This is a genomic window from Quyinboa mangrovi, from assembly GCF_042219825.1.
Taxonomy (GTDB): domain Bacteria; phylum Bacteroidota; class Bacteroidia; order Bacteroidales; family UBA5342; genus JBHJHP01.
This window is the reverse complement of sequence record NZ_JBHJHQ010000001.1, coordinates 179,976-202,433: the sequence shown is the minus strand read 5'-3', so window position 1 is coordinate 202,433 and position 22,458 is coordinate 179,976. Positions and strand designations below refer to the sequence as shown.

The 22,458-nt window shown below is 38.0% G+C and carries 15 protein-coding genes and 1 tRNA gene; 6 read left to right on the top strand and 10 right to left on the bottom strand.

Going from position 1 to position 22,458, the window contains the following annotated elements:
* Positions 1-22: 22 nt before the first annotated feature.
* The 3 genes from treS to ACE1ET_RS00805 all read left to right on the top strand — a co-directional run bounded on the left by treS (position 23) and on the right by ACE1ET_RS00805 (position 4,078).
* Positions 23-3,331, top strand: a complete 3,309-nt coding sequence (gene treS, locus ACE1ET_RS00815) for a maltose alpha-D-glucosyltransferase (protein ID WP_375726453.1) — start codon at positions 23-25, stop codon at positions 3,329-3,331.
* Positions 3,332-3,393: 62 nt separating this feature from the next.
* Positions 3,394-3,906 (top strand): GNAT family N-acetyltransferase, encoded by a 513-nt coding sequence (locus ACE1ET_RS00810; RefSeq protein ID WP_375726452.1) that lies wholly within the window; start codon positions 3,394-3,396, stop codon positions 3,904-3,906.
* A gap of 101 nt (positions 3,907-4,007) precedes the next feature.
* A tRNA-Gln gene (locus ACE1ET_RS00805) sits at positions 4,008-4,078 on the top strand.
* Positions 4,079-4,393: 315 nt separating this feature from the next.
* On the opposite strand, the gene ACE1ET_RS00800 is transcribed toward ACE1ET_RS00805, so the two are convergent.
* The 5 genes from ACE1ET_RS00800 to ACE1ET_RS00780 form a co-directional block, all read right to left on the bottom strand.
* The gene (locus ACE1ET_RS00800) at positions 4,394-5,263 is read right to left on the bottom strand and encodes a phospholipase D-like domain-containing protein (RefSeq protein WP_375726451.1); all 870 of its coding nucleotides are present in this window, start codon (positions 5,261-5,263) and stop codon (positions 4,394-4,396) included.
* Positions 5,260-6,012: a hypothetical protein gene (locus tag ACE1ET_RS00795; RefSeq protein ID WP_375726450.1), complete on the bottom strand. Its 753-nt coding sequence runs from the start codon at positions 6,010-6,012 to the stop codon at positions 5,260-5,262. The genes ACE1ET_RS00800 and ACE1ET_RS00795 overlap by 4 nt, the downstream gene beginning before the upstream one ends.
* A gap of 201 nt (positions 6,013-6,213) precedes the next feature.
* Entirely contained in the window at positions 6,214-6,798 is a 585-nt protein-coding gene (locus tag ACE1ET_RS00790) for a hypothetical protein (RefSeq protein ID WP_375726449.1), read from the bottom strand.
* Between the two features lie 28 nt (positions 6,799-6,826).
* Positions 6,827-7,384, bottom strand: coding sequence for a hypothetical protein (locus ACE1ET_RS00785; protein ID WP_375726448.1), 558 nt, complete (start codon positions 7,382-7,384; stop codon positions 6,827-6,829).
* Positions 7,381-8,247: an NYN domain-containing protein gene (locus ACE1ET_RS00780; protein ID WP_375726447.1), complete on the bottom strand. Its 867-nt coding sequence runs from the start codon at positions 8,245-8,247 to the stop codon at positions 7,381-7,383. Before ACE1ET_RS00780 ends, ACE1ET_RS00785 begins: the two co-directional genes overlap by 4 nt.
* 218 nt (positions 8,248-8,465) lie before the next feature.
* Here ACE1ET_RS00780 and ACE1ET_RS00775 point away from each other — a divergent pair, with 218 nt between their 5' ends.
* Positions 8,466-8,792 (top strand): TfoX/Sxy family protein, encoded by a 327-nt coding sequence (locus ACE1ET_RS00775; protein WP_375726446.1) that lies wholly within the window; start codon positions 8,466-8,468, stop codon positions 8,790-8,792.
* A 33-nt stretch (positions 8,793-8,825) separates the two neighbouring features.
* Here ACE1ET_RS00775 and ACE1ET_RS00770 read toward each other — a convergent pair whose 3' ends face one another.
* The gene (locus tag ACE1ET_RS00770; protein ID WP_375726445.1) at positions 8,826-9,386 is read right to left on the bottom strand and encodes a transposase; all 561 of its coding nucleotides are present in this window, start codon (positions 9,384-9,386) and stop codon (positions 8,826-8,828) included.
* 156 nt (positions 9,387-9,542) lie between these two features.
* Complete coding sequence (locus tag ACE1ET_RS00765; protein ID WP_375726444.1) at positions 9,543-13,133, bottom strand: autotransporter-associated beta strand repeat-containing protein; 3,591 nt, start codon at positions 13,131-13,133, stop codon at positions 9,543-9,545.
* 287 nt (positions 13,134-13,420) lie between these two features.
* Between ACE1ET_RS00765 and ACE1ET_RS00760 the strand changes: the two genes are divergently transcribed.
* Complete coding sequence (locus ACE1ET_RS00760; RefSeq protein WP_375726443.1) at positions 13,421-13,918, top strand: hypothetical protein; 498 nt, start codon at positions 13,421-13,423, stop codon at positions 13,916-13,918.
* A gap of 203 nt (positions 13,919-14,121) precedes the next feature.
* Positions 14,122-17,355, top strand: coding sequence for a S41 family peptidase (locus ACE1ET_RS00755; RefSeq protein ID WP_375726442.1), 3,234 nt, complete (start codon positions 14,122-14,124; stop codon positions 17,353-17,355).
* 221 nt (positions 17,356-17,576) lie between these two features.
* Here ACE1ET_RS00755 and ACE1ET_RS00750 read toward each other — a convergent pair whose 3' ends face one another.
* From ACE1ET_RS00750 to ACE1ET_RS00740, 3 genes are all read right to left on the bottom strand, one after another.
* Positions 17,577-19,160 (bottom strand): PQQ-binding-like beta-propeller repeat protein, encoded by a 1,584-nt coding sequence (locus ACE1ET_RS00750; protein ID WP_375726441.1) that lies wholly within the window; start codon positions 19,158-19,160, stop codon positions 17,577-17,579.
* Between the two features lie 117 nt (positions 19,161-19,277).
* Positions 19,278-20,654: a sulfatase-like hydrolase/transferase gene (locus tag ACE1ET_RS00745; RefSeq protein WP_375726440.1), complete on the bottom strand. Its 1,377-nt coding sequence runs from the start codon at positions 20,652-20,654 to the stop codon at positions 19,278-19,280.
* A 28-nt stretch (positions 20,655-20,682) separates the two neighbouring features.
* On the bottom strand, positions 20,683-22,380 hold the full coding sequence (locus ACE1ET_RS00740; protein WP_375726439.1) for a GH39 family glycosyl hydrolase: 1,698 nt from the start codon (positions 22,378-22,380) through the stop codon (positions 20,683-20,685).
* Positions 22,381-22,458 lie beyond the last annotated feature (78 nt).

The window sequence follows — 22,458 nt, the reverse complement described above, 5'->3', positions numbered from 1 at the left end:
CTGCTCAAACAAAAAAATAATCATGAAAAACCAAACCCGGGAAGCTGCAAGCTGGTATAAAGACGCCGTAATTTATCAATGCCATGTGCGTTCATTCATGGATAGTAATGGCGATGGCATAGGAGACTTTAACGGTTTGATCCAACGGCTGGACTACCTTAAAAGCCTTGGCATCAATGCCATCTGGTTATTACCATTTTATAAATCCCCACTAAAGGACGGCGGCTATGACATTTCGGATTTTACCAGTATTCATGAGGATTATGGGACAATGGCTGACTTTAAACGGTTTATTCGTGAGGCACATAAGCGTAACATCCGGGTCATAACAGAACTGGTACTGAACCATACGTCAAGTTCTCATAAATGGTTTGAACGCTCACGAAGGGCAAAGCCCGGCAGTACATACCGCGATTTTTATGTTTGGAACGACACCAACGATAAATATCCAGAAGCACGTATCATTTTCCAGGATTTTGAATTGTCCAACTGGTCGTGGGACCCTGTGGCAAAAGCCTATTACTGGCATAGATTTTATTCTCATCAACCAGATCTTAACTTCGATAATCCCAGTGTTCACAAGGCTATTCTTAAAGTGCTGGATTTCTGGTTTGGGATTGGTGTGGATGGTCTCAGACTTGATGCTGTTCCATATTTATACGAACGGGAGAACACCAATTGCGAAAATCTGCCCGAGACACATGATTTTCTGAAAAAACTGCGCAAGTACATCGATGATAACTTTGATGATAAAATGTTACTGGCAGAAGCTAATCAATGGCCGGAAGACTCCTCTGCGTATTTCGGTAAAGGTGACGAGTGCCACATGGCCTTTCATTTTCCGCTAATGCCACGATTATATATGTCCATGAAAATGGAAGACCGCTTTCCTCTCATCGATATTCTGGAACAAACGCCGGCTATACCAGACAATTGTCAGTGGGCCATTTTTTTACGGAACCACGATGAGCTGACCCTGGAAATGGTGACAGACGAAGAACGGGATTACATGTATAAATCCTTTGCTAAAAATCCAAAACAACGCATCAATCTTGGGATCAGGCGCAGGCTGGCACCCTTGCTTGAAAATGATCGTAAAAGCATTGAGCTTATGAATGTGCTGTTGTTCTCAATGCCGGGGACACCAATAATTTATTACGGTGATGAAATTGGAATGGGTGATAATTATTACCTCGGCGATCGTGACGGAGTCAGAACCCCGATGCAATGGTCTGCCGATAAAAACGCAGGATTTTCAACGGCGGAGCCGCAGCAGTTATTTTTGCCTGTTGTATTTAACTACGATTACCACTACGAGTCCATTAACGTTGAGAATTTTGAAAAAAACAGCTCTTCCCTGCTATGGTGGATGCGACGTGTCATTAATGTCCGAAAGCAATTTAAAGCCTTCAGCCGTGGCGACATAGAATTTATCGATACCAATAATCCACGTATTCTGGCTTTTACAAGAACGTACAAGGATGAAATTATCCTTGTAATTATCAATCTTTCTCGTTATTCTCAAAATGCTCAGTTGGATTTGCGAAAATATGCCGGATACATTCCCACTGAAGTTTTCAGCCGCAACGAATTTTCACTGATTGAGGATGAACCATACGTTTTCCCGTTACAGTATAAAAATTATTTCTGGTTTGAACTGAAAAAACAGAAAGCTGAAAACGAAATTAAACCAGTGGAACTGGATTACAAGCTGGAAGTAACCATTAGAAAATGGAACCGGATGTCGGAAGCATTAAAATCAGATTTACAGGGTCTTATACTTGAATACATGCAAAAAAACAGGTGGTTCAGGGGACGTTCCAATAAAATCAGAGACATAAGTATTATTGATACCGTGCCATTCCGCGACCATACAATATTCTCCTACCTGCTGATTATTGAAGCGACTTATATTGAAAAAAATGCGGAATATTATGTTATACCTATATCCGTGGCACTGGGAGAAGATGCTGCTGATATCCGATACTACCATCCTGAAGCCATCATCAGTACAATTGATCTGGATGGTAAGGAAGGTTTAATGTATGACGGTTCCTATAAAAAGGAATTTATGGAAGATCTCCTCCGGCTCATGACGCAAAAAGGAAAGCTTAAAACACCGAAAGGAGAACTGCATGGTTTTGCAGCGACCAAAACAATTAAACAAACCACCGATACAGAACCAAGAGTAATTAGCGCCGAGCAGACTAACACCCTGGTTCAGTATGGCAATAAGTTGTTCCTGAAATTATACCGCAGTCCGCAGGAAGGTGTAAATCCGGAGGAAGATATTGTTAAAGTGCTGAGCAACAACCGAAATTTCAAAAATTCTCCTGCCTATGCCGGATCCATTGAATACAAACGCCCCTGGCACGATAATATGCTTATCGGTATATTAACAGACTATATTCCGCACGAAGAAACTGCATGGCAATATACCGAATCGGCCATTGGTAAGTTTTTCGATCATATCATCGCTCAAAAAGATCAGTTGTTACCCAACTATTCCGAAGACGATCCTTCAACATTTATACCGGATAATGCCGAAACCATAACAGCCGTTTTTGATCCTCTGTTTATGGAAATGACCGGGCTGTTGGGACAGCGAACAGCAGAAATGCACCTCGCGCTGTCGGCTGTTAAAAATAACAATCGTTTTACCGAAGAGAAATTTTCATTGCTTTATCAAAAATCATTATACCAGTCTTTCAGAACAAGTGTAAAACGAAGTTTCAGTCAGATAAAATCCTCCCGGAAAGATCTCGATCAATCACAGAAGATCCTGCTTGATGAAATTATGGATAATGAAAATGCCTTACTCTCTGCCGTAAAAACAGCTCTGGAAGCAGGTAAAATGAATGCATCTAAGTTAAAGATCCATGGAAATTATCATTTGGGTCAGGTGCTGTTTACCGGAAAGGACTTTATGATTACCGACTTTGAAGGAGAAAAGGACAGATCCTTGTCTGCAAGAAACCTAAAACACTGTCCGCTAAAGGATGTGGCGTACATGTTACGCTCGTTCCATTATGCCATTTATATGGCACATAAGGCATATAGTTCGCGTATGCCGGAACACGCTGCCTTGCTTGAACCGTGGCTGGACATTTGGCATAATACTGTTAAAGATAAGTTTTTAACGCATTATTTAAAGACAACCGGTGCCGCTTCATTTATACCGGATGACCCGCATCAGACGGATATTTTGCTCACATTATTTACAATTGAAAAAGCGGTGGACGAAGCAGTTTATGAACTGAACAACCGGCCCGAATGGCTACACATGCCATTGAACGGCTTACGAAAAGTGATCCGCACAATTATTGAATAAACCTGAAAGATCATGTATTTAAAAAAAGTATTAGATTTGCTACAGGAAACAATCTGACTTGCATGGATTCCATAACCTATCGCGAAGTTGAACTGTCTGATGCTGTTCAGCTTATAGATTTTATGAAACAGGTCTTAAGCGAGACTCCATTTTTACGGTTTGAGCCGGAAGAACTCACCATGAACGTAAAACAGGAAGAAGATTTTGTTTCTAATTTTATCCTGAACCGGTCGCTAAAAATGATCCTTGCCCTGCACGGGAAAGAAATCATCGGTATTGGATCTATTGAGGGTAGTCATCTGAAAAAATTCCGGCACAACGGTGAATATGGCATCGTCGTAAAAAAGGCCTGGTGGAATAAAGGTATTGCCCGCGATATTACCACGCTACTTCTGGAATGGGCCAGTGAAAATCCGGTGCTCAAAAAGATTAACCTTCATGTTAACGCAGAAAATACCATTGCCATAGAATTTTATAAAAAAGTTGGCTTTAAGGAAGAAGGCCGTATTCTGCGGGATTTTTATTACAACAAATCATATCATGATACATTGTTTATGGGTATGAATGTGGACTAAAAAACTGCATATGATAAAAATTTTTAATCTTTTAAGGATTTCAAGGGCATTACATGCATTGAAATAAATATTTTTTTATATTTGCACTCGCAAAAATTCACTGTCTCGTGGTGTAATGGTAGCACAACAGTTTCTGGCACTGTTTGTGAGGGTTCGAGTCCTTCCGAGACAACTTTAATATTTCACAAACCCCTGTATTTCAATATAATGCAGGGGTTTGTTTTTTTTTACAACACACACTCTAACACACACTTTTAAATTAAAGAAATACTTATAATCTTCAGCCCCCAGTTAGCTTTTTTCATTTTTAAAGATGGAGCTCTGCCTTTAAGCAGTAAGGTTAGATTTAATAAAGAAGCATCCCCCATAAGGAGGCCGCTAATACCCTACACTAGGATTCTAGTTTTTTCGATTAAAAAATTTACTTAAATTAATCAACAAAAAAATCACTAAAATCCAGAAAGTTTTTATCACTGAATACCACTAGTTATGATTTTCTTCTTTTGTGACACTTTTCTTTAAATACATAAACTGAATAAATAAAAATTCCAACTTCATCCAACAACTCTTTCTTCTCATCAATTCTCAAATTGTCCAAAAAATTGGTTGATAATCGTTTAACTGAACTTGCAATTAGAGTATTATAATGTTCATCATCTCCCCTTTTTCCACTTATATCAAAATAGTCCGTTTTAAAATTTTTATTAGCTTCTATTTCATAAAATTTCAACTCATCATGCGAGATAACTCCTGCCAAAACAACAGTATTCTTGACTTTGTCAACATCTAAAAAAAACTTATTTGAGAACGCATTAATGTTCAAAGTTCCATCCTTATAAAATACATTGACTCTTTTACTCCCATTGTTGTAAAGTATGTTTTGAAGTATTTGATTAAACTTCTCTTTTACCAGATAAATGTCATTATCTGAGGGTTTTTCTTTAACTTCATTTGGAGCAATGAAATCCTTCACATATCTCTGTAATTCTTTTAGTTCTTGAATCGAATCTAACTTGGTCCCAATTTCAATAGAATTACTATTTGAACTTGAAAGAAGATTCATTGATGAAATTACACCAGTATTTTCATTTAGATAAAACTTTGCATGAAGATTATTAACTAGTCTTGCATTAATACCAAGACTTTCAACATTCTCCCAGCTTTTTACATTATCCGGCTCATTTCGTACAAAAAAGTCTATTCTGACACCTTTATTCTTTGCACTTTCCAGTTCAGAAGCAAGTCGTTGCCAGTTATTAAAATTTACATAAGGAGATACAATAAGTAAGTATTCTTTCGCTTCAACGATCAAATCAAGTATCTCACTACCAATTTTGTGAGGTGGTAATATTTTCATCTATTTTCATTAATTATTTTCCTTAGTTTTATAGCATCTTGAAACGAATCAGTATATATTTCCCATGCTACATTCAAATTATCCCAAAACAGTAAAATGTTATTTTTTGTAGAGACTCTTTTAATATCTGTATTCAAAAGAAATTCGCAAGAACGTTGAACTATATCCCAATCAAACTTACTTTTGAAATCACTATATATACTTTGACTAAGAACAGTTATCCTATCTTTACTTAATAGAAATAATCTCAATACGTAAGAATCATTAGAAAGTCTCAAATGATTTAGACTATTTTTGGTATCAAAATTTTCTTTAATAGAACCACTCACCCTTAAAATATTAATTTGAAAATTTATTAATTCATTTAATCCTTCAAGTTTTAAAAATTCTTTAAGTTTATAGATAAAATCTGACATATTTAAATGTTCCCTAATGGTAAAACCTTCTAGACGAGCATACTCAGGTTGGTTATTTAAGATTTCACCCATAGAATATAAATTATGGTTTCCAAGTATGATTTTTTCAAGTAAAGAATTTGTTGGCGTGTAAAATTGCTTTATTACATCATTAACTACTGTATCACCAGGATAATTTTTACTATTCCTTTCATATTTATTAAAGGCTTTAGAATAGTTATTTTTAACTATGGTTATTTGCTCTTCAATATTTTCAATCCCCATTAATTGACTTCCAGTCACATAAGCTAACTTATCAAGGATTTTTCCAAAAACAGCATCTAATGTTATCATTTTTAAAACAGGTTAATATTAATACATAGATTCAAACAAACTAAATATAACTCTTGGAACGTTATAAATTTTCGTAGTAAATATAATATCTAATTTTTTATTATGTCCTCTGTTTTTCCCATAATGAATTTTTTAGGTATGGATTCATTCTAAAACGTATAATTCAAAATCTCAGGTTTGGTTTCTTTCAGAATTGATTTGTTAAGATTTTAGCCCCCCTTTAAAGCGTTTAAAGAATTGCTTTAATCCCTTCTTCTCTGTTTCTGCTTCGCTGGTCAAATCAATATCAACTATATCATTATTCTTAAAGTATTTTGAAAAATTAAAATCTTGTGCAAATGATTGCTCCATAAGAGTTAATACCATATTTACATCTTTAACAGTTTCTGCATCATTCCATAAAGCTTGAAGCTTTTTATTCTCACTTATGAATCCGACATTTAGTGATTTATCCTTATGGTACTGCCTTATAGTAACCTCAATATTATTAACTAAATTAACTTCATATGCATTAAACAATAATCTACATTCAGCTTTATAATTTCCATATTCTCTTAGTTTTTCTTCATTTTCAAAACATTGAGATACATATGATATAAATCCTTTAAAAAAATCAAATCGTAGTTTAAAGAAATTGGCTTTTAGTTGATCTTCCTGAATTTGACTTTGCTTTTTATTAATCAAATGCTGAAGTACTGTAAACCAAACTAGAATAGCTGTAAAAATAACTATGATAAAACCTTGATATTCATTAATAGCATCTAACAATTTACATACAAAACACATATTTTATATCTTATTCGTTTAAAGTAAATTAGAACATCCTTTCTTCCTTGATCATTTCCTTGAATTTATCACCTGTAATTAAGATTTTTTTATAGTAGGGATTACCTAATATGTCACAATACTGCAAATGAATATCAAAAGAATAATCCTTCATAGGTTCTTCGCCACAATATTTCAAAATGTAATTAACAGGTTCATTGACTTCCAAGTCAACTTCAGTATATTCTAATTTCATTTGAATGTAATCATCATCAAAACCAAAACCTAAACCAACTTCTTTAGCTTCATTATTAAAAGCCTTAATTGTGACAGTAATTTCATTAGTTGAAACATCCGGCACTACCTTAATACACTTTACTTCTGGTCTTAAAACTGTTTTAAGTTTTAACTGTTCCGCCTTGTTCATTTCATTTAAACTGTCCGCTACAATCGAAAGATTATCAATTTGTTTTTGCTTATCCTTATCCCTTCTGAATAGAAATATAAAAGCACCAAAGGTAGCAGCTGAACCTAATGCTCCTAATACATTAAATACAAAATCCCAAGATTCCATAACATTATTCATTTTATGTAATACCTCAATCATAATAGGCTTCTTACTTTTTCTCCTTCATCATCCTCAATAAACATTATTAATTTATCCAAATCGTTATAACAGTGATTCTTAAAATGTAAGTTTTTATCGTAGTAATATGCCTCAAATTCTTGTGAATCATTATTAAAGTAAACTTCAAATAATGCATCATTTAATAAATCCTTAGAAATTAACTTTTTCCCTTGTGAGTAACTCTTTACTGGATATGGTCTTGAAACAGGAATTTTTAAATCAAGATTACCTCTATACAATAAATCAATCCAATTATATATTTTTCTAATTGTAATTCTTTCCCTCTTGTCAGCAGAGTATAATAATTCATTACTAATACTGAGATTAGAATATTGAAGATTTACAAACATACCTTCAGCAACTAATGCATCCAATAATGGTTTAAAGTCTAAATCACCTGCAAGTAATGTTGCTTCATCCATATTTTTTCTAAATGAATGTTTCATCATATCAACCGCAATCATTATATCAACACCTTTTTGTCGAACATTCTTTCCACCACTTCCAGAAATTAAACCTTCAAATACGTGAAGTTTATCAATCAGCTTTAGCTGATTAAAAAAATCAATTTTCGTTTGTTTTCTTTTATTAAAATCTACATCGGATTCTTGATCTCTTTGACCCGGTAAACAGTGATAATAGAATGCTTTTTTATGACCACCAATTACGGCTTGATAATTAAGTTTTGCTGATTCTTTTAAATTAAAAAACTCATCAGAAACTTTTGCAATTATTCTTTCGAAATAAGCACCATCAATAAATAAATATTTGTCAATCATTTTTTTCTCATTTGAATTATGAAAATTTGAAAAACCTAGACCTAATCCTAATCTTGGACTCATTTTCTAAAAATATCGTTCAATTTACTAAAGATGAACCCATTATGAATCAACTAAAACATAAAAAGTATTAACAAGTTTTGAATGAATTAAAACCCAATATTAATATTCCATCCGGTCCCTGCTGAATTAAAGTGTGAGAAATTTTATAGGTTCTGTTAAATAATAAACTCATATATTACCTAAATTTGAAACAGATATAATCATATAAACTTTAGGAAATGGCATCCAGTCAAAACTTTGTGGATTTTGTGGTAGAGCAGATTGAAAATGCAGGAGAAATAACAGCCCGTAAAATGTTCGGTGAATACGCTGTCTATGCCGATGGGAAACTATTCGGACTTATCTGTGATAATAAGTTATTCATTAAACCCACCGTATCAGGCCGTGAATTTATTGAAAATGTAGTGGAAGCGCCACCCTACCCTGGTGCGAAACACAGTTTTCTGATTGAAGACAAAATTGAAGACCGCGAATGGTTGAGTGAATTGGTCAGGATTTCGCTCAAGGAACTGCCCATGCCAAAGCCGAAGAAGAAAAAGAAGTGAGACCTTGTGATTTATGAAAAATGGGTCACAGATTTATTCTTTTTTCCAGTTTACAGTATTCAGGTTAATATATCGTTTAATTCGTTCAAACGATTGATGTGTCCTGATGATATGTTCATAATACCTGGATTGCCAGGCAAATTCAGGATCAATCTTTCTGGCATTAATTGTAACTGCCCGTTTATACTGATTAATAATAACACCTAATGTGCCCGGCTTCCATTTTTCCATGGCAGCAGCAATTTGTTCAGGATATTCTGAACCAGTGAAAACGCCCGAATCGGACGTTTCCACTGGTTCTTGCATTCTCGACCTGTCTTTTTTATCAATTATAATTATCCCATGCATATGATCGGGCATTATTACAAATTCATCCAGTTTCACAAATGAAAAATGCTCCGGTATTTCAAGCCATAATTTGTTGGCTATTTTACCGGTTTCTGATAATATCATTCTACCATGATCAATATCACCGAAAAAATACTCCCTGTGTTTCGTACAAATAGTTATAAAATATTTGCCATTCCAGCCATAGTCCCACTTTTGCAAACGAAGTGAGGATGTTCTGTATTTGTTAAGAAATTTATCTGACATTGGTTTTGTTTAAGGCACATACATAATTAGGGTAATATCAGATAAATATCAAAAAAAAACCTTGCAAATGTCATGAAAGGACTTTTGCAAGGTTTGTAAGTTAGCTTTAATCAAGTGGAAAGGCCCGATTCGGGCGTTTCCACTTGATATAAATCTTTATTCCTTTATCAGCTTCTGTTTTCCAACAATTCTGTTATCGGCAACTATGTCTATGGTATAACAACCGGATGACAAATCTGACAAACTCATCCTAAAATCTGATCCACCATCAAACTGTTGCTGTTTCACTATCTTTCCGGTCAGACTAACAATTTGGACAGTCACTTTGCCATAGGTTTTATCCATTTTCACTGTTAGCATATCCTTTGCAGGGTTTGGATAGACAGATACAGCGGATGACGTAACATCGTTTATTGCTTCGGGATAAGCTACACTCAGTATACCGTTATTGAAATCCCAGGCAAGGCCTTCACCCGGAGTGGCAGGAACAATGGCATCAAAGCTTCCTGAATGACCGGTACCATTAAACAGCGTAAACTGATCACCAACTGCCAGTTTACCTGTTATATTCAGATTAAGTGTGCCGTTATAAGTTACAGTCCCATAAGAATACACCTTATCACAGGTGTTATTATCTGCATTAATATCAAAATTAGCAGCACTACCGGCGTTCATTACCAAACGCGCAACACGTAAAGTAGCAATACTGTTATCACCTGGTTCTATCGCAGCACCATCGTATATGGTTACTGTACCTTTAAGCCATCCCTTACCTGCCAGAACACCGCCTCTTACATATGTTGAAGCTGTTGCTGAATGTGTGCCGTTTACGATGAGTTTACCGTCATGAATTGTGGTTGTACCCGTATATACATTGCTTGCATTAAGTCTCCATATTCCGGTTCCTTCCTTTTCAATATACGTCACACCGTAATGACCGTTAGCAGAACAATCGTTATTGATAATCCCGTTAAATGTTTCATCTGTACTTGAACCACCAACTATCCAGGTCATTTTTGTCCCATCTGTTTGTTTACTGGCTGCTCCAAGATAAGTTCCGGTTGATCCGGAAAGTCCTCCCAAACGCATGGTTCCGGTGGTTGCCCAGTTAATAATTTTTGTATTACCCGAAAGATTTACACGTGCATAAGGCAGTCCAACTGTATTATTCAGCATCAACTGGCTTCCTCCAGTGTTGGTAGGATTTGCACCATACGCATTCAACACTCCTGTAAATTCTGACCAGTCTCCCTGAATATACTCACGCAAATACGGAATCGTATATTTTAATGTTCCTGAACCTGAAACCTTCGATTTGATGTAACAGTTACGGTAAGGAGCAAAACCACCACTTGTTCCTTCCGGTACAATTAACTCAAAATTATATTCTTCGTAATTGGATGATTGTCCGTTTGTTAATGCCAGTGTTCCGCCATTCAGGTAAATCTTATTGGTTATTCCGAGTACGCCGGAAACATCTGTTTTTTGTTTTAAATCAACATTTACTGTTCCACCTTTAATATATGTGTCACCCTCGTAGTTGTTCCCAATCTCGTTATACAGTTTGAGTGTTCCGTCACCTGATTTCACAAATCCACCGGCACCATTTAATGTTCCGTTCATGGTGACAATAGCACTGGCAGTATTTATACCAAGTTCTGCAGTCTCATCCAGTGTTATGTTTCTGTCAGTAGAAGTACTTCCACCTACATAATGAACAGCTCCTCCTTTCATCACCCAGTTAAAGGCATAATTCTGCGAAGCGCCCAGTCCACTGGCCACACCACCGTTTGCCAGTTTATTAATAATAAGTGTCCCATCCCAAACAACTGTTGCTCCGGTGTAGGTATTAGCTAACTGCATAGTTAACTCACCAGCTCCGATTTTATTTACAGAACCGGATCCGGCAATATTTCCATTACCTGCAAATTGATAACCCCGATCAGTATTAACAAACATTACAGAAGGAGAAACAATCTCGTCTAATGTTATCAATTGTCCACCACCTGATAGGGTATCGCCAAAAAGGACTGATTTATTATCAGAATAAACGACTGATGATAAACCTTCAGACCAATTCAATGTAGTTTTGTCCCAGTTTTTATTTTCATAAGAACCCCAGATCAAATCAGGGGAATAGGTTTCCGGATCAACTACCGGTACTTCCACGGGTCTTGATTTTGCTGTCAGTTCATTTGAATAGTCTGAAACTGAATTTTCATTATAGCCAAAAATGCGGAACACGCCACTCTCTTCAGGCTCAAGACCTTCAAGCGTAAAAGTAGAAGAACCGGCAGCTGCGGTATCAATGTTGACAAATACACCATCAATCTTACGTTGCAAAATATACCCGTCTTCTTTCTCAGTGTAATCCAGCCATTCAAATGTAATAGAATTCTGGGTGGCCGATTTTACGGCGAAGTTCAGTGGAGTACGAATATATTCCTGAGATGATGTGGCATCAATCCCGTTAATATAGTTCTCAATATTGGTATAACCGTTTGCGGCAATTGTCATGGCATCATTCACGGTTTTATTGGTACCGTTGGCATCTTCCCATGTATCCGGCATGCCATCCTTATCGGTATCGGTACGGGCTGTCCCCGGCCACAAATACCAGGATGAGGGTGCACCGATTGGCAACGTACTTTCACTGCTGATCAATTCTCCCTTAATACCAAATGATTTGACCTCATCTATCACATAATAATCTGCTAAATCTCTGTAAGGTAAAGATGCGCCTACTACAGGTAACAGGTTGTCAACCAATGTAGTTGCAGCAACGGTAGGCAGTATCGGATAATCGTACGGTTCAGCCTGAAAATCGGGCCCTCCGCTGTATTCACTGAAAGGAATTTCGTAACCGTTAAGAACACCATCAAGGTTATTATCGTGCCAGTTATCATCGGCATAAATATGAAAATCGGAGTTTCCGTCACTGATAGGTGTTCCTCCCATATCAGGACCTTTGATAAAGTAGTTGCCATTCACATTCACATATGAGCTTCCATCTGAGTCACCACCCATGATATAAGCACCGTTTTTCCAGTTGTAAACGACGTTGTTAACATACTGACTTACCCCTTTTACCTTGTTGTTACGGGTACTGTTATCCACATACAGGTTTCTGTAAAGCGTCACACCACCATTTGTCTGGATTAAACCGCCGGCAGAATGCAGCAATAAACCCTGCGAAATAATGGAGTTCATAATGGTAATATTGGTAGGCTCCGTTCCTTTACCGTCCCAATTAATGGAAAAGGTCTCATCACGTCCCCAGGACACGGAGATGTGATCAAAAATCATATCCTTCCCGTTGGCTATTCCCATGGCATCTTTTCCGCTTGATCCGACAACCCCCATTCTAAACCTGACATATCGGCAAATTGTATTATTTGCAGCACTGAACGTTACCCGGTCTCCATATACAGTTACACCTTCACCCGGTGCTGTCTGACCTGCGATATAAAGGTTCGGTGAAATTGCCAAAGTTGAATTGATCCGAATCACGCCTGCAACATCAAACACGATGATCCGGTTCGACTGACTCACGGCATCTCGAAATGATCCTGCTCCGGTGTCATTCAGGTTGGTTACATGATATACTGAACCTGTGCGTCCTCCTGTAGCGTATTTACCAAACCCTTCGGCACCCGGAAATGCCGGCAACTGTGCTTTAACTGAAAAACCGGCTAAAATAAACAGAATTAATGTACTTAACTTAAAAAATCGTAATGATAATTTCATGATAATATTGTTAGAAATGTTGTGTATTCTGTAAAAAAAGAAATGTAGATCATCCAAATAGTTGCATCACCCAATGCAGCGCTAAATTACGGCAAATTAGCATGTCATAAAATACACAGATTGACTACAGTGTTACACAAAATGACACTGAATATCTCAGCTGACCAAAAACTTGAAAACTCAAGATTTTAGTCATAACTTTAAAATTTAACTTTAAGAGGACAACTTCTGGTATTTTTATCTCAGAAATAAAAACATGAAGACTCACTTACATTAATATTACAGAAATGAGAACCTCAGTTATCCTGATCATATTGATTCTATCTATAAACAGATTAAATGCTCAGCCCGGTAAGCTACTTGTTGCTGATAAAATAGATAAAAAACAGAATACTGTGTATCTGGCACACGATTTCTTTTTGACCATTTCAATGAATTACGAACGACTTTTTCTTCCGGAGAATAAATCAAGCTTTGCCATAAGAGGTGGGCTTGGAAGAGATTACGGCAACAAATGCTTTGCCGCCATTGCAGAAGGCATTTTTCTTTATGGCAAATCCAAACATTTCTTTGAAGCAGGAATAGGTTACCATCAGCCATTTTTATATGCCGAAGAAGGTCCGGATCCTCCGGTTCTATCAATAATGGCCGGATATCGCTATCAAAGCAAAAAAGGATTTATGTTTAAAATTTATCCCGAATTTTTGCCGGCAATCTTTCCTGATCCTGATACCTGGGGTAGCCTGCCATTTATCGGATTTGCATTCGGGTATTCTTTTAAATAAAGTTTAAACTATTGATTGGCAGGCTAAAATTAATTTGATGATAAGGTAACGGATAACATAAATTATTGAGGTTTATGAAACTTTAAATACTGAACTTTTATTAAAATAGCAGGTTCTTAAAATGTACAGAATTTTATTACTAATATAACTTTATTAACCGTTTATCTTCTACATACAATTCACACAACATAAACATATTTACGATGAAAACACGTTTATCTTTCTTTTTACTGGCTATTACTGCAGGATTAACTGTTTATGGTCAGGATCATCCGTTATGGTTGCGCTATCCTGCCATTTCACCTGATGGAAAATCCATTCTGTTTAATTACCAGGGCGACATTTACAAAGTTCCCACATCAGGCGGGCAGGCAGTCCCTTTAACGCTTAGCGACAGTTATGAATACTCTGCTGTCTGGAGCCATGATGGAAAAGAAGTAGCTTTTGCTTCGGACCGTTACGGCGATTTTGACATTTTTGTGATGCCGTCTTTGGGTGGTGACGCCAAACGCCTGACCTTTCATTCCAACAACGAAACACCCAGTGATTTCAGCATTGACAATGCCAGTGTCATCTTTTCTGCTGTCAGACAGGATCTGGCCACCAACGTTCAGTTCCCGAGTGGCGTAATGGCAGAATTGTACTCTGTTCCAGTAAAAGGAGGCCGGGTAGATCAAATCCTTACTTCTCCGGCACACGATGCAAAATACAGTCCCGATGGAAAAAAACTCATTTTTCACGACCGCAAAGGTTATGAAAACGAGTGGCGAAAGCATCATACATCAGCAGTGACACGTGATATTTGGGTATACAACACAGATCCAAATACCTATAAGCAGTTATCTACTTTTAAAGGAGAAAACCGTAATCCTGTTTTTGATAATAACGGAGATGATTACTTTTTTCTCAGTGAGAAAAGCGGCTCATTTAATGTACACAAAAGTTCCATCAGCAATCCTGGATCAGATATACAATTGACACATTTTAAAAACCATCCGGTTCGGTTCCTTAGCAAAAGCGATGATGGAAAACTCTGTTTCAGTTACCATGGAGAGTTATATACCATGAATCCTGACAGTGAACCTGAAAAAGTAAATGTTTCTGTTGCTTATGACGGCAGACAGACAATTCCGGAAAATGTGAAGGTAAACAACAGCTTTACGGAATCCACCGTCTCTCCCAACGGTAAAGAATTTGCATATGTTTTCAGGGGCGAAGTATTTGTAAGCAGCATTGAACACGGAACCACCAAGCGGATCACCAATACACCTTATCAGGAACGAAGCGTGAGTTTCAGTCCCGATGGAAAATCATTGTTGTATGCTGCGGAAGTTGACAGCAGCTGGAACGTGTATAAAACATCCATTGTACGCGAAGACGAACCTTATTTCTTTATGAGTACCGTTTTGAAAGAAGAACCTGTTATTGCCACAAAAGAAGAAGAATTTCAACCGGCCTTTTCACCGGATGGTAAGGAAGTAGCCTATCTTCAAAACAGAACTACGTTAATGGTGGTTAACCTGGAATCAAAAAAAACACGGGTCATCCTGCCTGCTAAATACAACTATTCCTACTCTGATGGTGATATGTGGTATCAATGGTCTCCCGACAGCAAATGGTTCCTTGTAAATTACGGTCCCAAAGACCGGATGTTCTGGCCTGAAGTTGGTTTGATAGAAGCTTCCGGCGAAGGCACACTGCGTAACCTTACCAAAAGCGGTTATGAAGATGTGATTCCGAAATGGGCTATGGATGGTAAGATGATGATCTGGTTATCCACCAGGGAAGGCAATAAGGGAGAAAATGGCTTCACAAACGAAGGTGATGTATATGGCATGTTCTTTACACAAAAAGCATGGGATCGTTTTAACCTGTCCGAAGAAGATTATGAACTACTGAAGGAGAAGGAAGAAAAAGCAAAAAAAGATGAGGAAGATGACAAGAAAAAGGACAAAAAAGACAAAGATAAAGATGAGGTTAAGGACTTAAAATTCGATTGGGATAACATGATCGACCGAAAGAAAAAACTAACCGTTAATACCTCCTCTGCAGCTGACTTTCTTTTATCCAAAGACGGAGACAAATTGTATTACCTCACAAAATTTGAAGGGAAATATAACCTCTGGGAAACGGAACTGAGAACGAAAAAGACGAAGGAAATTGCAAAAATCGGTGGTAGCCGTGTGAGTATGGATCTGTCTAAAGACGGCGATTTCATTCTTGTGCTTTCAGATGGCAAACCCATTAAAGTAGACACAAAAGACGGTAAAACGAAGAGTATCAGCACAAGCAGCGAAATGGTTCTGAGAAAAGACCTGGAGCGTAAATACATTTTTGATCATGCCTGGCGACAGGTCAAAGAAAAATTCTATGTGCCTGATATGCAGGGTGTGGACTGGGTATTCTACAAAAATGCATACGAAGGATTTCTGCCGTATATCAACAATAACTACGACTTTGCAGAGATGCTGAGTGAGATGCTGGGAGAACTGAATGCCTCACATACCGGAAGTGGTTTCAGGCATCAGGATCCTGAGGGAGACAAGACCGCTTCACTTGGTTTATTGTATGATTATGCATGGAACGGGAAGGGTGTTAAAGTGGCTGAAATACTTGAAGAAGGTCCGCTTAATAAAGCAGATTCAAAAGTAAAAGCAGGCAACATTATTGAAAAAATTGATGGTACTGAGATCACTCCTGATATAGATTTTTATATGCTGCTGAACCGGAAAGAGGGACAAAACGTGTTGCTTTCTGTCTTTGATCCGAACAATAAAAAACACTGGGAAGAAGTTGTAAAACCTATTTCACTCGGTGCTGAGAATCAGTTACTTTATAAGCGTTGGGTAGATACCCGTCGTGACGAAACAGTTAAACTTTCCGGCGGGAAACTGGGCTATGTTCACGTTAGAGGCATGAATGATGCCAGTATGCGTACCGTGGTGGATGAATCGTTGGGCAGATTTTTACAGGCGGATGCCCTGATAGTGGATACCAGGTTTAACGGCGGTGGAAACCTCCACGATGTACTATCAGATTTCCTTACCGGGAAAAAATATATGGAGATCATTCCACATGGCCAGAACATTGGCTACCAGCCCTGGAACCGTTGGGTAAAACCGTCTATCGTACTGATGAGCGAGAGCAATTATTCAGATGCACATTTATTTCCTGTAGCGTATAAGATTAAACACGGTGGACAAACACTCGGCATGCCTGTTCCGGGAACAGGAACATTTGTATGGTGGGAAACCCAGATTGACCCAACCCTGTATTTTGGTATTCCTATGGGAGGCTGGAGGCCGGTTGGCGACACACAATTCCTTGAGAATAATCAGCTGGAACCGGATATTAAAGTGAAGAATGAGCCCGGCAAAATGGCTGAAGGTCATGACCAGCAGCTCGAAGAAGCCGTGAAGGTGATGTTGAATAAATAGAAATAAATGCGAAGAAGCTGTCCAAAAAGTAAAATCTGTATAAGTTTTACTTACGGATTGTAGTAGCTTTTTAAAAACTACCCCTAAATCCCCTAAAGGGGACTTAAAGCCTCCCACTTTAGGGGAGGTTTGGAGGGGTAATAGAAGGATCACTATCAATTTATAAGTTCCTTATATTCTTATTTGCCTTTTTGGACAGCCTCTTCGTTTATACTTTATCATCAATAATCAAACGTTCCTCCACTGTTCATATTCAGAATAAAAAAATCCGACATTCCCTCGCTATGGTTATCAACAGCTTCATTGGTATAAGAGTATGTTGAACCAACCACCACCATACCTTTGTCTGTAAGCTGAATCTCACTCGACACATCCATATTGACACCGCCATATGTTTTTTCCCACAGAACAGTTCCTGACTGATCTGTCTTCATGACAAGCAAATCCAGATCGCTCTGTGAACTGGCACCACCATCAGGATCAATTGTTCCACTGATAAAAAAGTTGCCATCCTCAGCCTGCACTATTGACGAAGCACCATCAATTCCATTCTCTCCGTACAAATCATAAGAAATAACTGAACCTGTTTCCGATAGCTTAAGAATCAGTAAATCTGAACTGCTATTTTCAAGATTGTACTTGTTGCCCACAGCCATATAATACCCTTCCTTCGACTGGATAACCTGGGCCATACCATCATCTTTGGTTGAACCTATTGTTCTTTCCCATATAAGCTTTCCCCTTGAATCAGTTTTAAACACCCAGGCATCCTGCAAACCGTAGCCCTCAGCTACATTGCCATTAGATGAATAGGTATTGGCCGCTACAATATAGCCTCCATCCAATGTTTCCTGAACAGAATTACCAATATCAGACAACTTTCCTCCATAACTATTTTGCCAATCAACAGCTCCATCTGCATTAAGTTTTAACAGCCACACATCTTCAGAACCTTTGTTCCCTGTAACATCGCCATCAAAAGATCTTGAATAACCCGCTATAATATAACCGCCATCCTTAGTATTTGTGATATAATTAGCTCCATCGTCATAGGTGCCGCCAAATGTCTGTTGCCATACCACATTACCATCTGAATCAAGTTTGATAACCCATGCATCTGACGAGCCTTTATTAAAAGTTATATCACCATCCACGGATAACGTTTCACCAACCACCAGACAACCGCCATCAGTTGTAAGACAAACACTGTTGAAGGCATCATCATTACTTCCTCCCATATTATGCTGCCAGATCACCTGCGATGTTTTGCTGAGTTTCACAATCCAGCCATCCTTTTTGCCCTTATTATCATATAAATTACCATCGTTTGAAGTTGAAACGCCTGCAATCAGAAAGTCACCGGTAAAGGTCTGTTTTACGGAAAGACCTGTATCAAAATTTATTCCACCAAGACAGGTATAGAATAACTCTTCATTCACTACTTTAAATTCTTTTTGTTCGGAATAATGTATGCCATTGCTGTTTTCCAGAAACGCCCGTACAAAATATGTCTTACGGTGTTCAAGCCGCTCAATTTTGTAACTTTTATCATAATAAATCCGGGTTGTCACATCTTTTCCCTCAACTTCGGGAAACTTTTTTTCCGAATAAACGAACCCTTGCTGTATAACCTCCTGATTACAGGTGGGGGCTGTAATAGTTAAATGCACTCTAGCACTATTTGCTGTAATTTCAGCAATACTGTCAACAGACAGAATCGGAATATCCTTGCAAGGGGTGGCTTGTTCTTTACATGATGATATAATAATCCCAAAAATTAAAAAACAGGTAACATAAATTTTCATATCAGAGTAAATATAAACTTAAAACAAGTAAAAATATGAATTATTCTTTCTCCCGCAAAGCCGGAAAAGTTTTTAACAATTCCTCTCATATAAAAATTACCGGATAAACGTGTAAATTTACTGGTACTCTTTATCAAACTTTTTATACCAACTCAGTAGTTTAACTTTTAGTTCCTCCGTTAACTCAAAATTCTCTGAAGATACATTGACTGACTCATACCTGTCTTCATTCAGATTATACAACTCTACCTGATTTCCCAGGGTATCAGTCAACAGTTTCCAGTTTTGGTGCCGGATTCCTAATTGCGGACTTTTGTCGTTTGGATCACGAGGATAATTATAGGTTGTATTACGACCATATTCAAAAAACAGATCTCTGTTTCGTTCCCTGGTTTTATTACTTTTTAAACAATCACCAATGTCTTCTCCGTCCAGTTCAAAGCCATCAGGCAATTCAGCCCCTGCAATTTCACATAGTGTCGGAAACATATCAACAGAAGCAATGATTGATGTACTATCAGTCTGCCCACCTTTTATGTGCCCGGGCCAATAGGCAATGAATGGCATATTGATCCCCCCTTCGTAAATACTGTTTTTAATGCCCCGTAAATCATTTGTTCTGATGTGCTCAAATGAAGGGGCCGGTCCGTTATCACTTGTAAAAATTATCAGTGTGTTTTCATTTATCCCCAGTTCTGCCAGCCCCTTTAACAGCCTCCCAACCTGTCTGTCGAACTCTGCAACAACAGGTTGAAGATTACGTTTGGAAAAATACCTTTTAGGTTCTTCGTTCTGAAATTGTTCAGAAGCCACCCACGGACTATGCACATCATCAGGCCACAGATTTATAAAACATGATGCATTTTTATTTGCTTTTAAAAATTCCAGGGTTTGGTCCACGAAATAAGCCGTTCTCTCCCATCTTTTGATACTGTCTTCAGGAGACCATATCCAATTGCTTGCAGTAATAACAGGATCCGGGTCAGGGCTTTCCCAGGTTGATTTATAAGTGTCAAAGCCATAAGATTTGATAGACGGTGCATTATCCACATCTCTACCACCTCCCATATGCCATTTACCAAAATGAGCTGTTTTATAACCTGCACCTTGCATTTGTTTCGCTATTGTGGGAGCCGAAGACTTTAAAAAATCAGATTGTTCACAATTACGGTTAAACTTTCTATCATTCAGGAAGGTGTTAATATTCCAACGGATATGATACATTCCGGTTGTCAGTGCTACCCGTGATGGTGAGCAAACAGGAGCAGTGGTATAATACTGTGTAAATACCTTTCCATTATGTGCCAGACTGTCAATATTAGGAGTCGGAGCAATTTTACCGTTTAAATAAGAGACGTCTCCTATACCCATGTCATCAACATAGAGTACGATAATATTCGGTCTCTTTACTTTAGATGCAGTCTTATTTACATTGTTGCAGCCCGTAAGTAAGTACAACAGTGCTAAACCTGATAAATTTCTTAGTTTTCCCATTTCAAATATGCTAATCAAAAGCTAAATACTACCATTTTAAAACCAACAATGATACAGCCTGCCCCGGAAGATCAAGAGGAATTGAAACTTTTCCGTCCTTTATTCTTATTGATTTTACCTTATCCAGTTGCTGAAGTTTTCCTGCCTCTTCCAGCATAGCATATTGTTCTTCAGTCAGATTCTGTGGTGATCCCATTTCCTGCCACAATTCATATGCATTGCTGTGCGTCTTATCCACTCTGTAATGTGTAAGAATTACATTTTTAGCCGGCAAATTTTCCAGGTTGATCTTAACACGTTCCGGGGACGTGATCACATTTAAATCATGATAATTCCAGACCAACACTGTTGCAACGGAATCATTTATGGTTGCCATTGCGTTTATATCTCGTTCTTTCCCCCGTACACTGCTATCTCTAACCGTTAGATAATTGTATGCAAGGTCACCACTTACCTCCACTCTATCTCCCTGCATCATACCAAACATTCGGAAAATATTCAATACGGGCTTATCAATGCCGTTGGTGGCAAGATCGCGATAACCATTGAAATAAGGCTGATTCTCAAATTCAAAGGCCCAGGTAACTATGCCCCGCAGGTTCACATCAAAATGATCCATCAAATCATATATACGACTGAAAGATGCAGCTGTATAGCTGCTGTACATAGTACCGTTGCGATACGCATTAGCCGGATAATCCTGCATGGAACATGCCGCACATCCTTCAGGATCACATTCGCCAATTATGACAGGTGTATTTTTATATTCAGGGTAAGAAGCGACTACTTCAAAACCTTTGGATACATCCCGTAGTTGTGTCCCCATATTCATCAGGATCACACTGTCCTGAAGTCTCGGTCCACCTTTGGCATGAAAAGCGATAAAACCAACGGGCGAGCCTGTGTCACCTGTTTTATAGTTTTTACCTTTTGAGGTGTGATCCAGAAAGGTTCTCAGGAATTTCTCTGCCTTGTCCCACGAAGGTCCGGTAGAATGAGGTCCGCCCATAATAGCAGTTGGAAGAGCCCGTTTAACAGCATCAGAGGTGTAATCATACAGTTTCAGATACTCCTCAGTTGTGCCCTGCCAATAGCCAATGTTGGGTTCATTCCATAATTCCCAGTACCATGTTTCAACTTCCTCTTTTCCATACCGGTCAACACTATGTCTGACCCAGTTATAAACAAGTTCGGCCCATTTCTCATAATTCTTTGGAGGATAGGCCCATCCTGTATATATTTCGTTGTACGGTGCCCCCGGACGCCATTTGTGCTGATAAGGTTCAGGTTTAACAGAAAGTGCTTTAGGCATAAACCCTATTTCCACGAGTGGTTTCATCCCCCGCTCTGTGTAGGTATCAAATATACTATCTATAATGGACCAGTCATAAACAGGATTACCATTTTCATCTTCGTTATAAGCATTGGTAGAGCCCCATTTCAGAGCCGGAGTTCCATCACCTGTAGACAATAGATTATGTGCTCTTACATAAACCGGAACGGGACTGAGTTCTGATAATTCCGACAGTAACTTTCTGCCGTCTTTCATATACGTATAGTTTGGTTCATCGTACCCGAACATAGCCCATGCATTGTTTACCGGTCCACGAACATGATCAGTATTAACAGTAATCGTTACATCAGCAGATGTACCATCAGGATGATTTTTACAAGCGCCGACTACAATAACTAACAGGGCTGCATACAAATAAAAAGGAAGTTTCATAATACCGGATTTTGATTATTAATAAATCACAAGTTCATAAAAATTATGCAACTGCAAAAGTTTTCATGAAACAAGATT